General features: G+C 56.2%; 11 protein-coding genes. 2 read left to right on the plus strand and 9 right to left on the minus strand.

Annotation, left to right across the window (positions count from 1 at the left end):
- Positions 1 to 28: 28 nt before the first annotated feature.
- Both NR195_RS11145 and NR195_RS11150 read right to left on the minus strand, forming a co-directional pair.
- Positions 29 to 1885 (minus strand): dipeptide ABC transporter ATP-binding protein, encoded by a 1857-nt coding sequence (locus tag NR195_RS11145; RefSeq protein ID WP_010254373.1) that lies wholly within the window; start codon positions 1883 to 1885, stop codon positions 29 to 31.
- Between the two features lie 9 nt (positions 1886 to 1894).
- Positions 1895 to 2854 carry an isoaspartyl peptidase/L-asparaginase family protein gene (locus NR195_RS11150; protein WP_022625970.1) on the minus strand — a complete coding sequence of 320 codons (960 nt, stop codon included), beginning with the start codon at positions 2852 to 2854 and terminating at the stop codon, positions 1895 to 1897.
- Between the two features lie 256 nt (positions 2855 to 3110).
- On the opposite strand from NR195_RS11150, the gene moeA reads away from it, so the two are divergent.
- Together moeA and moeB are read left to right on the plus strand one after the other, a co-directional pair.
- Positions 3111 to 4346 (plus strand): molybdopterin molybdotransferase MoeA, encoded by a 1236-nt coding sequence (moeA, locus tag NR195_RS11155; RefSeq protein ID WP_187494351.1) that lies wholly within the window; start codon positions 3111 to 3113, stop codon positions 4344 to 4346.
- Positions 4347 to 5105, plus strand: a complete 759-nt coding sequence (gene moeB, locus NR195_RS11160) for a molybdopterin-synthase adenylyltransferase MoeB (protein WP_256844521.1) — start codon at positions 4347 to 4349, stop codon at positions 5103 to 5105.
- Positions 5106 to 5407: 302 nt separating this feature from the next.
- Here the strand turns inward: moeB and NR195_RS11165 are convergent, their stop codons facing one another.
- The 7 genes from NR195_RS11165 to mntR all read right to left on the minus strand — a co-directional run bounded on the left by NR195_RS11165 (position 5408) and on the right by mntR (position 14426).
- Positions 5408 to 7000 (minus strand): ABC-F family ATPase, encoded by a 1593-nt coding sequence (locus NR195_RS11165; protein WP_010254366.1) that lies wholly within the window; start codon positions 6998 to 7000, stop codon positions 5408 to 5410.
- A 178-nt stretch (positions 7001 to 7178) separates the two neighbouring features.
- Positions 7179 to 7580: an H-NS family nucleoid-associated regulatory protein gene (locus tag NR195_RS11170; RefSeq protein WP_003850507.1), complete on the minus strand. Its 402-nt coding sequence runs from the start codon at positions 7578 to 7580 to the stop codon at positions 7179 to 7181.
- A gap of 865 nt (positions 7581 to 8445) precedes the next feature.
- Positions 8446 to 9975, minus strand: a complete 1530-nt coding sequence (locus NR195_RS11175) for an efflux transporter outer membrane subunit (RefSeq protein WP_010669731.1) — start codon at positions 9973 to 9975, stop codon at positions 8446 to 8448.
- A gap of 1 nt (position 9976) precedes the next feature.
- A complete protein-coding gene (locus NR195_RS11180; RefSeq protein WP_010254360.1) occupies positions 9977 to 11545 on the minus strand; it encodes a DHA2 family efflux MFS transporter permease subunit in 1569 nt (522 codons plus the stop codon).
- Positions 11542 to 12687 (minus strand): HlyD family secretion protein, encoded by a 1146-nt coding sequence (locus NR195_RS11185; protein ID WP_010254357.1) that lies wholly within the window; start codon positions 12685 to 12687, stop codon positions 11542 to 11544. The genes NR195_RS11180 and NR195_RS11185 overlap by 4 nt, the downstream gene beginning before the upstream one ends.
- 150 nt (positions 12688 to 12837) lie before the next feature.
- Positions 12838 to 13947, minus strand: a complete 1110-nt coding sequence (locus NR195_RS11190; RefSeq protein WP_022625975.1) for an SLC13 family permease — start codon at positions 13945 to 13947, stop codon at positions 12838 to 12840.
- 20 nt (positions 13948 to 13967) lie between these two features.
- Positions 13968 to 14426, minus strand: a complete 459-nt coding sequence (mntR, locus tag NR195_RS11195) for a manganese-binding transcriptional regulator MntR (protein ID WP_010254350.1) — start codon at positions 14424 to 14426, stop codon at positions 13968 to 13970.
- Between the last annotated feature and the right edge of the window lie 134 nt (positions 14427 to 14560).

The following is a 14560-nucleotide window of genomic DNA, read 5'->3' on the forward strand; positions in this document are numbered from 1 at the left end:
TTGGTCGCCGGGGCGACATCGTCACTGTTCAGGTCGCGCTGATAACGTGGCGGGCGACGAAATGGCCCGGAGCCACCTCCATCAGCGGCGCCACTTCAGGTTCATCCCCTAACGCATGAATCGGGCTGGGGATCTCATCGACCAGTAAGGCTCGTTCGCGACGCCGGTGAGCCGGATCGGCTACCGGCACCGCTGCCATGAGTTTTCGGGTGTAAGGGTGCTGAGGCTGCTCAAACACCGCCTGACGCGGCCCCATCTCGACAATCTGACCGAGATACATCACCGCCACGCGATGGCTGATACGCTCCACCACCGCCATATCGTGAGAAATAAACAGGAAGGCGATGCCAAACTCGCGCTGCAGGTCGAGCATCAGATTAATAATCTGCGCCTGAATTGACACATCCAGCGCCGAGACGGACTCATCGGCGATCACCACTTTGGGATTCAGCGCCAGCGCGCGGGCTATACAGATGCGCTGACGCTGGCCGCCGGAAAACTCATGGGGATAGCGCTGAGCATGTTCCGGTAGCAGACCCACTTTATCCAGCAGCCAGGCGACGCGCTGCTCCGCCTCGCGACGCGGCATCGCCTTGTGGACCAGCAGCGGCTCCATAATGGAGAAGCCAACCGTCAGCCGGGGATCGAGCGAGGCGTAGGGATCCTGGAAGATAAACTGAATGTCGCGTCGCAGATGGGCCAGCGCGGCACCTGACAAATGGTCTATCCGCTGTCCGTCAAAGGTCAGGGTGCCACCCTGACTGGCAACCAGCTTCAGCAGCGATCGCCCGGTGGTCGATTTACCACAGCCAGACTCTCCCACCAGCGCCAGTGTCTCACCGGCATAGAGATCAAAACTGACTTTTTCGACGGCATGCACCCGGCTTTTAACGCGGTTCAGCAGGCCGCCGCGAATATCAAAGCGGGTGACCAGATCGCGCACCTGCAAAATGGGTGGCTGCAGGCGGCGAACCGTATCCTGCGGCACGTCATCAACGGCATCGCTGTGCAGCAACGGAAATTTGGCCGGCAGGGGCTGGCCCTGCATCGAACCGAGCTTTGGCACCGCCGCCAGCAGCGCCTGGGTATAGGGCTGCTGCGGGGCGCTGAACAGCCTGGCTACCGGGGCATTTTCTACTACTTCGCCGCGGTACATCACCTGAACCCGATCGGCCATTTCGGCGACCACGCCCATATCGTGAGTGATAAAAATCACCCCCATCTGCATCTCTTTTTGCAGCACGCGGATGAGTTGCAAAATCTGCGCCTGAATGGTGACGTCGAGCGCGGTGGTCGGCTCATCGGCAATCAGCAGGGCCGGTTTGCAACAGAGCGCCATGGCGATCATCACGCGCTGACGCATCCCGCCCGACAGCTGATGCGGGAAGCGGGATAACACATTTTGCGCATCCGGGATTCGTACCAGATCCAGCATCCGGCGCGCCTCGGCCAGCGCGCCGGCGTGGCTCAGGCCCTGATGCAGACGGATGGATTCCGCGATCTGCTCGCCCACGGAGAAGACCGGATTCAGCGAGGTCATCGGCTCCTGAAAGATCATCGCCATATCTGCACCGCGCACCCGCCGCATCTGACCTTTTGAGGCGCGCATCAGATCCAGCACGTCGCCGTTGCGACGCCGCAACAGCACCTCGCCGCTGACCCTCCCGCCAGCCTGCTCAATCAGCCGCATCAGCGCCAGCGAGGTCACTGATTTCCCTGAGCCTGACTCCCCCACCAGCGCCAGCGTTTCGCCGCGAAACAGATCGAGTGACAAATGACGCACCGCGTCAGTGACGGTGGTTTCGTGCTGAAAACGCACATTGAGATCGCGCACCGCCAGGACCTGCTCAGGGGCCAGCGGCGGTAACGTTTGCCTGTCGCTCATCTCTGCTCCTTAACTTTCGCGATAGATAGCGACGTCTGCCACTTCGCCAACCCGCGCCACACCGCGATACATCCCTTCGCTGTTGAACGGCAGCGCTACGTTGCCTGCGCGGTCGACGGCAATCAGCCCCCCGCTGCCGCCCAGCTCCAGCACGCTGTCATGAATGACATTAACTGTGGCCTGCTGCAGTGAGCGCCCGGCGTAGCGCATCTGGGCTGCCACATCATAGGCCGCCAGCGTCCGCATAAAGACTTCACCAGTGCCGGTACAGGAGACCGCCACGCTGTCGTTGCTGGCGTAGCAGCCTGCGCCCGGCAGCGGCGAGTCGCCGACCCGCCCGGCCTGCTTGTTGGTCATACCGCCCGTTGACGTGGCGGCCGCGAGGTTGCCCTCAAGATCCAGCGCGACGGCCCCCACCGTACCAAACTTACGGTCCGGGTCGAGCGGGTCATCGCTGTGCGCGGCTCCATCATGGTCCAGCACTGCCGTATCGCTGTTCAGCGCGCGCTGCAACTGCTCCCAGCGTTCCGGGGTCGAGAAGTAATCAGGCGTGACCATTTCCAGCCCGTGCGCCTCAGCAAACTGCTCTGCGCCCTCGCCGATAAACAGGACATGCTCGCTATGTTCCAGCACGGCACGTGCCGCCAGCACCGGATTACGTACCCGCGTTACGCCCGCGACCGCCCCTGCACCCAGCGTGCGGCCATCCATGATGCAGGCATCGAGTTCATGGGTGCCCTGATGGGTGAAGACCGCGCCTTTACCGGCGTTGAACAGCGGGCACTCTTCCAGCAGCCGCACCGCTTCGGTCACCGCATCGAGTGCGCTGCCGCCCTGAGCCAGTATCTGCTGGCCCTGAGTGACAATATCGTGTAGCGCCTGACGATAGAGTTGCTCTTTTTCGGCGCTCATTGCTGAGCGCGTAATGGCACCGGCGCCTCCATGAATGGCGATCACTGCATTGACCATAACGATCTACCCTGTGGTTGCATCAGGACGAAAAACACTGATTTAAAATGGTTTTCACCCATTTTTGGTGATTTTTGACTATAGAAAGCCTGCTAAGTGTTGTAAAGCGGAAACTGTTCCTGTGGTTATAACCTTTTCTTACCGCCATATTTCACTTTGGCCACAACAACAGGCAAGTCAGGCCGACACCGATGTGACTCAGCGGCTAATTCCCACCATAATAGGCAGCATCTGAGATAACCAGGCTGGAATATCCATGGAAAGTTTTACTGCAGGCTTGATCTCCCTTGAGGAGGCACAACAAAAAATGCTGTCACAGCTGACGCCCGTCACCGACTCTCTTAGCGTGCCGCTGGCCGAAGCGGTCGGGCGTATCACCGCCAAAGCGGTGACCTCACCGATTGCCGTCCCGCCATTTGATAACTCTGCAATGGATGGCTACGCCGTCAGGCTGGCAGACGCCAGCAGCGGTCAGCCGCTGCCAGTGGCGGGTAAAGCCTTTGCCGGCGCACCGTTTAGCGGTGAGTGGCCGCAGGGCAGCGTGATTCGCATCATGACCGGTGCGCCGGTGCCCGCAGGCTGTGAAGCAGTAGTAATGCAGGAGCAGACCGAAACACAGGGTGATGCGATTATGATCACCGCGCCGGTCCGTCCCGGACAGAACATTCGTCTCATCGGTGATGATATTCAGCCAGGCACCGTGGTGCTGGAAGCGGGAACGCGTCTGGGTGCCGCTGAGCTGCCACTGCTCGCCTCACTGGGTATCGCGCAGGTCAGCGTGCTGCGAAAACTGCGGGTCGCTATCTTCTCCACCGGTGATGAACTCCAGCCGGTAGGCGAGCCGCTGGCCGAAGGCCAGATCTACGACACCAACCGCTTTGCGGTATCACTGATGCTGCATAAGCTGGGTTGCGAAGTCATCGACCTTGGCATCATCAAAGATGACCCGGCCGCACTGCGTGCTGCTTTCACCGAGGCCGATCGGCAGGCGGATGTCGTGATTACTACCGGCGGCGTCTCGGTGGGCGAAGCGGACTTCACCAAAACGATGCTGGAAGAGCTTGGTGCCATCAGCTTCTGGAAGCTGGCGATCAAGCCTGGCAAGCCATTTGCCTTTGGCCGCCTCACCAGCAGCTGGTTCTGCGGCCTGCCAGGTAATCCGGTCTCCGCCGCCGTGACCTTTTATCAGCTCGTTCAGCCGCTGCTTGCCACCCTCACCGGTCAGCAAAAATCAGCATTGCCGCCACGTCAGAAAGTGCGCTGCGCCTCGCGGCTTAAAAAGTCACCAGGCCGGCTCGATTTTCAGCGCGGCATCCTGCGACAGAACGCACAGGGTGAACTGGAGGTGGAAACCACCGGGATGCAGGGTTCGCACGTCTTCAGCTCCTTCGCCCAGGCAAACTGTTTTATTGTGCTGGAACGGGATCGCGGCAATGTTGAACCGGGCGAATGGGTCGAGGTGGAACCGTTCAACGCCCTGCTGGAGGCGTAAATGCTGCCTGAATTAAGCGATGAGGAGATGCTGCGCTACAACCGGCAGATTGTATTGCGCGGCTTTGATTTCGACGGTCAGGAGCGGCTGAAAGCGAGTCATGCGCTGATCGTCGGGCTGGGCGGACTCGGCTGCGCCGCTGCGCCCTATCTGGCGGCTGCCGGTGTCGGCAGCCTGACGCTGCTCGACTTCGATACCGTATCGCACTCTAACCTGCAACGGCAGATCCTGCATCACGATGCTGACATTAGCCGCGCCAAAGTGGACTCCGCCGCACAAAGCCTGGCCGCCATCAATCCGCACTGCCAGCTGCATCCGGTTAATGGACAGCTGGACGATGCAGCGCTGCTGGCGCTGATCGCCCGGCAGCAGGTGGTGCTTGACTGCACTGACAACGTTGCAGTGCGTGAGCAGCTTAACCGGCTCTGTCGTCAGCAGCAGGTGCCACTGGTCTCCGGCGCCGCGATTCGGATGGAAGGTCAGATCAGCGTATTCAACTGGCAGCCCGGCACACCCTGCTATCGTTGCATCAGCCGCCTGTTTGGGGAACAAACCCTGAGTTGCGTGGAAGCGGGCGTCATGGCTCCGCTGGTTGGCGTGATTGGTGCGATGCAGGCGATGGAAGCGATTAAAGTGCTGACGGCATTTGGCACGCCCGCCACCAGCCGGTTGCTGATGTACGATGCGATGAGCGCGGAGTTCCGCAGCATGAAGGTGGCGCAGGATGCGCACTGTGAAGTGTGTGGTGGTAGCGCGTAGCGTCGGCAGGAACGCCTGTGCTTCATGAAGCCCGCACCGTGGTGAAGTTTTTACCTGCTCAGGGAACAAGGTCAGATCGGAAAGTCGCTTAAACCATCCATGGGCGCTCGTCCCGCGCCATCCATGGCGCGGGACGCTTTCCTACTCTGACCATGTTCCCTGCGCCTTGAGCATATGCGTTGCTGCCAGATAATCCCTGAGCCTGGCATCCTGCCCAACCCACACCATCTAACAAGCTAAAAGCATATAACTCATTCATTACCACCAAAAAAAACGGGGTGACCTGCGCCACCCCGTTTCAATCAGACGATACCCTGACTCCGCAGGTAATCTTCGTAATTACCGGTGAAGTCCACCACGCGATCTGCTTTCAGCTCTATCACGCGGGTTGCCAGCGAGCTGACAAATTCACGGTCGTGTGAAACAAACACCAGCGTGCCTTCATACATCTCCAGCGCCATATTGAGCGATTCAATCGACTCCATATCGAGGTGGTTGGTCGGCTCATCCATAATCAGAATGTTCGGTTTTTCCATCATCAGCTTACCGAACAGCATACGACCCTTCTCTCCACCGGAAAGCACTTTGGCCGGCTTCTTAATATCATCCTGCGAAAACAGCAGGCGACCCAGAATACCGCGAATGGTCTGCTCATCATCGCCAGGCTGTTTCCACTGACTCATCCAGTCAAATACCGTCAGGTCATTGGCAAAATCATCGGCGTGATCCTGAGCGTAATAACCAATACGCGCATTCTCTGACCATTTAACGCTGCCGTTATCTGGCGTCAGCTGACCCACCAGCGATTTTAACAGTGTTGATTTACCGATACCGTTGGCACCGATCACCGCCAGCTTCTCACCCACTTCCAGCAGCAGATTTAAATTCTTAAAAAGCGGACCGTTATCAAATCCTTTGGTCAAACCTTCCACTTCCAGCGCATTACGGAACAACTTCTTGTCCTGCTCAAAGCGGATAAACGGGTTCTGGCGGCTGGAGGCTTTCACTTCATCCAGTTTAATTTTATCCATCTGCTTAGCGCGTGATGTCGCCTGACGCGATTTAGAGGCGTTGGCGCTAAAACGACTGACGAACGATTGTAAGTCAGCAATCTGCGCTTTTTTCTTGGCGTTATCGGATAACAGACGTTCACGCGCCTGGGTCGCCGCGGTCATATATTCGTCATAATTACCGGAATAAACCCGCAGCTCGCCATAATCCAAATCAGCCATGTGCGTACAGACCATATTAAGGAAGTGACGGTCATGCGAAATGATAATCATGGTGCTGTCACGCTCGTTCAGCACCTGCTCCAGCCAGCGAATAGTATCGATGTCCAGGTTGTTCGTCGGTTCATCGAGTAACAGAATATCGGGATTAGAAAACAGCGCCTGCGCCAGCAGCACACGTAATTTAAAGCCCGGCGCAATTTCGCTCATCGGGCCATAATGCTGCTCAACCGGAATGCCGACGCCGAGTAATAACTCACCGGCACGAGACTCCGCGCTATAGCCGTCCATCTCACCGTAAAGTGCCTCAAGATCGCCGACTTTATACCCCTCTTCTTCGCTCATTTCTGGCAAAGAATAAATACGGTCGCGCTCCTGCTTCACTTCCCATAACTCATGGTGACCCATGATAACGGTGTCCAGCACGCTAAATTGTTCAAAGGCGAACTGATCCTGACGCAACTTACCGATGCGCTCGTTGGGATCGTAAGAAACATTGCCGCCTGAAGGCACCAGATCGCCACCCAAAATCTTCATGAAGGTGGATTTTCCGCTGCCGTTCGCACCGATTAAACCGTAACGATTACCGCCGCCAAATTTAACGGAGATATTTTCGAACAGTGGCTTGCTGCCAAACTGCATGGTGATATTGCTGCTAACTAACACGGCATTGACCTTTGTGAAGAGAATGGATGAAAAAACGGCGGCTATTATGCCAGATGTGACGCAGCGCACGCCAGCGTCAGCCGTGGATTCCTTGCGGGGTGATTGATATCCCGGCAGAAATAAAAAAGCCGGAAGGCCATGATGGCCCCCCGGCTCCCACTTACAAGGATTGTGTCGATCAATCGATCAGGAAACTGTCCAGGCTTTTACCGGAATCCAGCGCTTTTTTAATCGCTGCCGGGGTACGGCCCTGGCCAGTCCAGGATTTCTGCTCACCATTTTCGTCGGTGTAAGAATATTTAGCCGGACGCGGCGCACGCTTGGTACGTTTTTTCCCGCTTTCCAGTGCACCTAATAATTCATTAGGATCGATACCGTCAGCCAGCAGCATTTCGCGATATTTAGAAAGCTTTTCTTCTTTTTCGCGATTTTGCGTCTCTTCCGCTTCTGCTTCTTCACGGCGCTCAGTAACAACAACCGTTAATTTTTCCAGGATCTCTTCAAGATCGGTCAGTGGCAGTTCACGAGCCTGGGCACGTAATGTGCGAATATTGTTCAGTACCTTAAATGCGTCACTCATCACAATGTCCTTGATTAAGGGGGGTTAATAAAACTGTAGCGCCAAGACTACCTAATTCAAATAAAAAAATAAATTATTTTTACGCTACAGATAATTCCTAAGTATTAATTCGGCCGAAACAGAGCTATTAAAATCGGGCGTGCCTGACCTTTTATTAACGCTGAATTAACAACAAATGGCACTTTTACTCAGGAGTTGAAAACGATTTCAGGCAGATTATCCCGGCAGAAGGCAGTTAACGCTATCAACTAAATGCGGGCCATGCAGCCTCATTATTTACGCTTACGGGCCGGAGATAACAGATTAAAAATGTGCCTGCCCGTGACCCCAGTCACACCAGCTTACAGATTATGCTTAAAAAGCCACCCCCGGCACCGTTAAATAGCGCAAAAGAATTAACGCTCTGGTGGCTTTTTTAATTATGCACTTTGCCACCTGTTAACCATTTTTGCCGCTGCGATTTATAGCAGAGTCGGATTATTCGCAGATCGCTTAGCTGCGCAATAACAGTTCCGCCCGGCTCAGGCTGACTGAATAGCCTCACGCGCCCCCACTCGTTCAGTCGTAAGTTGCCTTAAAAAAACGGCAAAGAAATAAACTGAGAAAGGTGACAGAGCTCAAAAACCTGAATGCGGAAAGTGCCAGCAACATGAAAATAATCGCTCGCCGGAGGCGCTGATAATAACCCTGCGATTATCACTGTTTTATTTTCTGCTGGCTGCACCCGTTCCAGTGATGCTGAGAAGCTCTCTTTATCAACGGGTTAGATCATGATGAACAACATGGAGAGACAGGCAGCATCGGTTTAACGCTGCCGGAGGAGAGATAAAGCGGTAACTGCGCAGAGGCAGCTACCGCCGGATGACTAATTCGCCTGCGTGGCCGGGCCAAATACCGGATATTGCGGCATATCCACGTTCTGGTAAGTCTCCCAGCCGCCACCCAGCGCTTTATAGAGCGCCACTAAATCGAGTGCACTCTGCATCCGCGCCTGTGTCGCCTGCTCCTCTGCCTGAGCCAGCTGACGCTGCGCATCCAGCACCTCCAGGAAGGTCGAGAGCCCCTGGCGATAACTGTCGCTGGCGAGATCAAAGGCGCGCTGAAGCGCACCGGTTGTCTCATCCAGCGCGGTGACCCGCTGCTGATCGGCGCGATAGCTGACCAGCGCATTCTCCACATCCTGCAACGCCGTCAGCACCGTCTGGCGATAATCCAGCGCGGCACTGGCCTGCTGCGCCCGCGCTAACTTCACGCTCGACACCAGCTGTCCGCCCTGGAAAATCGGAATCGATAACGACGGGCCATAACTGTAGAAATGGCTGCTCCAGTTATCCAGATAGCTGACATCGGTGTTGCGCACGCCCAGCTGGCCGGTCAGTGACAGGCTCGGGAAAAGCTGCGCGACAGAAACCCCAATCTCAGCGGTTTGTGCATGCAGCGTCGCTTCAGCCTGACGAATATCAGGACGACGACGTGCCAGCGTAGAAGGAATACCTACCGGGACAAACTGTGGCAGCGGGGGTAACGCTTTTGGCGTACTGAGTTCAGCATCCAGCGCCCCCGGCGTCTTGCCGAGCAGCACCGCTAACCCATTCATCGCCTGCCGCGCCTGCGACTGATACTGCGGCAGTTGTGCCTGCAGCGTACTGAGCTGGGCACGCGCATTTTCCACATCGGTCAGCGGGGCCAGGCCATTACGCTGCTGGCTTTGGGTCAGCTCGGTCGTCTGCTGCGCCACCTCAATCTGCTGTTGCAGCGTCTGAATCGTGCTCTGCGCGCCGCGCAGTTGCAGCCAGGCACGCGCCACTTCGGCCTCCAGTGAGACCAGCGCATCGTTGCGCTGTTCTATCGCTGCCTGCTGCTGGGCATTGGCTGCCTCAACCTGACGGCGCACTTTGCCCCACAGATCCAGCTCCCAGCTGGCATCGAAGCTGCCCTGATAGAGGGTAACCGGCTGGGTCAATCCATTGAGCTGGCTGGCCACGTTGCTGTCGAGCTGATCGGTTGCGCCATTGGATTTAAGCAAGCCTTCCAGCCCGAGCTGCTGACGCGTCACTTTGGCTGAACCGCCCAGGGTGGGGAACAGGCTGCCCTGCGCCTGCGTCAGCTGTTCACGTGCTCCGGCAATGCGCAGCACCGTCTGCTGCAGGCTCAGATTGCCCGCAATCGCCCGTTCAATCAGACTGTCGAGCTGCGGATCATTGAAGCTGCGCCACCAGCGTGAATTAATCGCGGCGTTTTGTGGCTTTGACGCCTCCTGCGAATCCAGGGTGTTGTAGCCACCCGGCACGGCAGGTTTCGGCGCCTGATAGTCAGGTCCGACAGCGCAGCCCGCCAGCCCGAGGGCCAGCAGTAAACTCAGGGGTTTCAGGCGATGAGAGTAAAAAACCTTCATGTTAGTGTGCTCCTGCACTGCCTTCGCTCTTAATCGGCGACAGCAGCCAACAAAATGGAATCAAAATCAGGGCGACAATACTCAGGCCTGAGAAGACATCGATGTAAGCGAGGATACGCGACTGCGCAATCATCTCCTGATAGAGCTGACCGGTTGCCAGCGTGACGGGATCGCCCACCGCCGAGGTAAAGTCGCGTATCGCCTGCGCCCAGTGCTGAAGCGTAATGTTGAACGGCTCATTCAGCGGCGTCATGTTATGCACCATGTGCGCTGACCGCACCTGTTCGCGCTCGGTAATGGCAGCGGTCGAGAGTGAAATCCCAATCGATCCGGCCACGTTACGGAACATGGTAAACAGCGCCGAGGCGTCAGCATTAAGCCGCTGCGGAATGGTGACAAAAGCGATAGTCGTCAGCGGGACAAACAGGAAACCCAGCCCGATTGACTGTGCGCTGCGCATCAACACCAAAGTGGTGAAATCAACGTTGGGCGTTAAGGTGGCGGAGTAGAGAAACGCCACGGCCAGACAGCTAAAGCCAAAGGCAATGATGTAGCGCGTCTGAACGATTGGCATCAGTTTCAGCACCAGCGGTATGGTCAGCACAATCAGCACCGCGCCAGGCGACAACACCAGACCTGACCAGGTGGCGGTGTACCCCAGATCCTGCTGCGCCAGCTGTGGCAGCACTACGGAGCTGCCATACAGAATCATCGCCATCCCCGCCATCAACAGCCCGGCGACCCAGAAGTTGCGGTCTTTCATCACCAGAATATCGACCACTGGCTTACGGGCATACATCAGCCAGTAGATGGCACCGACGATGCCAATCAGCGCCAGAATGGCGAACAGCACGATAAAGTGCGAGGCAAACCAGTCCTCATCCTCTCCGCGATCCAGCATCACCTGCAGACAACCCAGTCCTAAGGTAATCAGGCTGATACCGATATAGTCGATCTTCAGCTTACCTTTGGCCCATTTACGCTCCCACGGTGGATCTTCCAGCAACTGATAGATCGCCAGTACGGTAAGCACGCCGACCGGAATGTTGATAAAGAACACCCAGCGCCAGCTGTAGTTGTCGGTAATCCAGCCACCTAATGTCGGGCCAATCACCGGCGCGACAATAATGGCAATAGAGGAGAGCCCAAATGCCTTGCCGCGATCTTCCGCCTTGAAGTAGTCCAGCAGCACAGACTGCTGAACCGGCTGCAATCCGCCACCAAAAAAGCCCTGCAGCACGCGGAACAGAATGATTTGCCACAGTTCGGTAGCGATGCCGCACAGGAAGGAGCAGATGGTAAACATCACGATGCAGATCAGGAAAAACTGTTTACGGCCAAACAGTCGGCTGAAGAACGCAGAGATAGGCAGCACAATGCCGTTCGCCACCAGATAGGAGGTCAGCACCCAGGTTGACTCATCGTAACTGGAGGAGAGCGAACCGGCGATATGCGGCAGCGCCACGTTAACAATGGTGGTGTCGAGGATCTCCATAAACACCGCCAGCGTGACCGTGATCGCCACTAACCACGGATTACTGGCGGGTTTCCAGCTCTGCGCCGTACTCATTCCACCGTTACCTTCGGTTCAACAGAGAGACCCAGCGGCAGAGGATGGTTCGGATCAAGGCCCTTGTCGATGACGATTTTCACCGGCACGCGCTGAACGATTTTCACATAGTTGCCGGTGGCGTTTTCTGACGGGAAAGTCGAGAAGCGTGAACCAGAGCCCATCTGGATACTGTCGACATGCCCTTCAAGCTTCATATCCGGCCAGGCATCGACGCTGATTTCAACTTTGTCGCCAGGATTCATGTGTTGCAGCTGAGACTCTTTGAAGTTTGCGGTGACCCAGATCTCAGGCGAGACCAGTGAAAACAGCGACGATCCCGCCTGCACCAGTGTGCCCAGCTGAACGTTACGCTTGGTGACAAACCCGTCATAGGGCGCGCGAACCTGGGTATAGGAGAGATTAAGATCGGCCGTGCTTAACTGCGCCTTAGCCTGCTCAACCTGTTGCTGACGCGCTTCAACATTGGTCTCCTGCTGGCGAATCTGCAGAGCAACCTGTGACGCCACTTCAACCTGTGCTTTCGCACTTTGTAACTGCGCCTGCGCCGAACGTAACTGCGCGGACGCGCTGTCGATATTACGCTGACTGGTCGCACGCGGATCGACGCCGCGCTGGCGACGATAATCCGCCTGCGCATTAAGCAGATTCGCTTCGGCTTTCGCCTGATCCGCCAGCGCCTGATCGCGCTGTGCCGGATACTGTACCTTTGACAGCGCCAGTTGAGCCTGCGCCTGATGCAGCTGTGCGACAGCTAAACCGAGCTGCGCATTAGCCTGCTCACGCTGGGCACGATTGTCGCTGGGATCGATCTCCACCAGCAGATCGCCCTTCTTCACCCGCTGGTTATCTTTCACCAGCAGCTTCACGACATAGCCGGAGGCTTTAGGCGCAATGGTAACGGCATCGCCTTCGGTAAAGGCGTCGTCGGTGGTTTCAATATTGCGGGTAGTGAACCAGAACCAGAAGCCGACAATCAGCATAATCACCACCACTACCGCCAGAATAATCAGCGGCTTTTTACCGGGGCGTTTACGCTCAGGCTGCTGGTCGTTGTCCTGATTTTCCTCTGACTGACGGTTTTTATCCGTCGCATTTTCTGCGTCCTGCTGGTGTGGATCGCGTTGGTTATTCTCGCTCATAGTTCCCATCACTGGCTAAGGCCCTAATTCCCGGGCATAAAGGTCCTGTTAACCTTATATCGGAAACTGACAAAATCCAGCGCAACTTTACGAAACTTGAGAAATGGCGCACATCCTGCCACCTGTGGCGGGTAGCAGGATGCGTCGGGCCTAATTGAGCAGCCGCAACAGCAGCCAGCCGCTGGCCATCGACCAGGCAAGCAGAGGGAGAGAAAAGAGATGGAAATGCCACCAGACGGCCCGATCTTTCGCCATACGCAGGGCAATCAGGTTAGCGAGCGAACCCGGCAGCAGGCCGAATCCGCCAATATTGACCGCCCAGGCCAGCACATCGCCAGGCGGGACTTTTTGCAGCAGCAGAATCGTCGCCGGAACGTTGCTGATCACCTGTGACAGACCAATCGCCAGCAGGTAGAGCTGCCCCTGACCGAAATGAGAAACCGCATCAAAGTGAGCCTGCATCACCGGCAGACGCGTCATCAGGAAGACGTCAATAAACATGGCGATAAACACCGCCAGCAGGCTCCAGTCGATGCGCAGCAGCACCGGACGCGCCATCACCAGGAACGTGGCAAGAATCAGCAGCAGGACCCAACCGGTGATTTCCAGCTCCAGTCCGGCGATAAACAGCAGGTATAGCACCACGCTGACAATAAACAGCGGCTTCTGCCACTGCGGCTGTTCCGGGTTGTCATGCTTATCAATCGACCGCTTTGAAAAGCTGAACCAGGTTAATACCATCAGGCTAAGCAGCAGCCAGGCGGCCAGCGGCAGCATCTGCACAATAAACGCGACAACACTTAGTTTGCCGTGGCTCCACAGCAGAATGTTTTGCGGGTTGCCGACCGGCGTCAGCAGGGATCCGGCGTTGACCGCCAGCGCTTCGAAGATGATCAGTCGCGAGATGGGTAAGTGAGAGAACTTTCGCAGCGTCAGCGTCAGCGGCACCAGAATAAACAGCGCCACATCATTGGTCAGAAACGTAGAGAGCAACGCGGCAGCCAGCACCATAAACAGCGCCAGCGCACGTTCGTGCCGGAAACGCGCAATCAGTCGTCCCCCCAGCACGTCAAAATAGCCACTGGTTTCCAGCCCTTTGGTCAGGATCAACAATCCGGTGAGCGTAATAATGGTATGCCAGTCTACGGCACCGGGCAGATCGGCCCAGCGAAAATCCGCCAGAAATGCCAGAACTACACCAATCACGATTAATAAATGCAAAACAGAGTCATGCAAAAAAGATCGAAGCAGTTGAGGCATGATGAAGGTACGCCTTAGCGTTAGCGGGTTTCGGAGAATTTCTTAAATACGGCCAGCGTTTCATCACTGACGTGATGCTCAATACCTTCTGAATCACGTCGGGCAGTTTCGGGACTGATGCCTAACGCCAGCAGAAAACTTTCAACAATGTGATGACGGGCGCGGCTCTCCTCTGCCAGTTTCTCTCCTTCACCGGTCAGGAAGACACCGCGGTAAGGCACCTGTTCAACCAGCCCGGCACTGCCAAGCCGCTTCAGCATTTTCGCTACGGTCGGTTGTGAAACGCCCAGGCGGGCCGCCATATCAACCTGACGCGCTTCGCCAAATTCACCAATCAAATCAGAGATTAACTCAACGTAGTCATCAATTAATTCCCGACGATGCGCTTCACGCACCTGCCGAAAACCTTCGACATGCTCTTCAATATCTTTCAGTGGTCCTTTTGGCGCAGAAACCACGCTTTTAGCACGACGACTCATTCAGCTTCCTCATTATTTTTTCCCGTACTGTCACTGCTGTACGGATTTAGCTGCGCTCATTGTAAACCAGCCGCAAAGAAGCTCAAATTTTTCGTCATTAGCCTTGGCTAAAGGATATAGCCAGTGCTATATTT

Origin of the sequence: Pantoea sp. Ft-CA_14 (assembly GCF_024520875.1) — a bacterium.
GTDB lineage: Bacteria > Pseudomonadota > Gammaproteobacteria > Enterobacterales > Enterobacteriaceae > Pantoea > Pantoea agglomerans.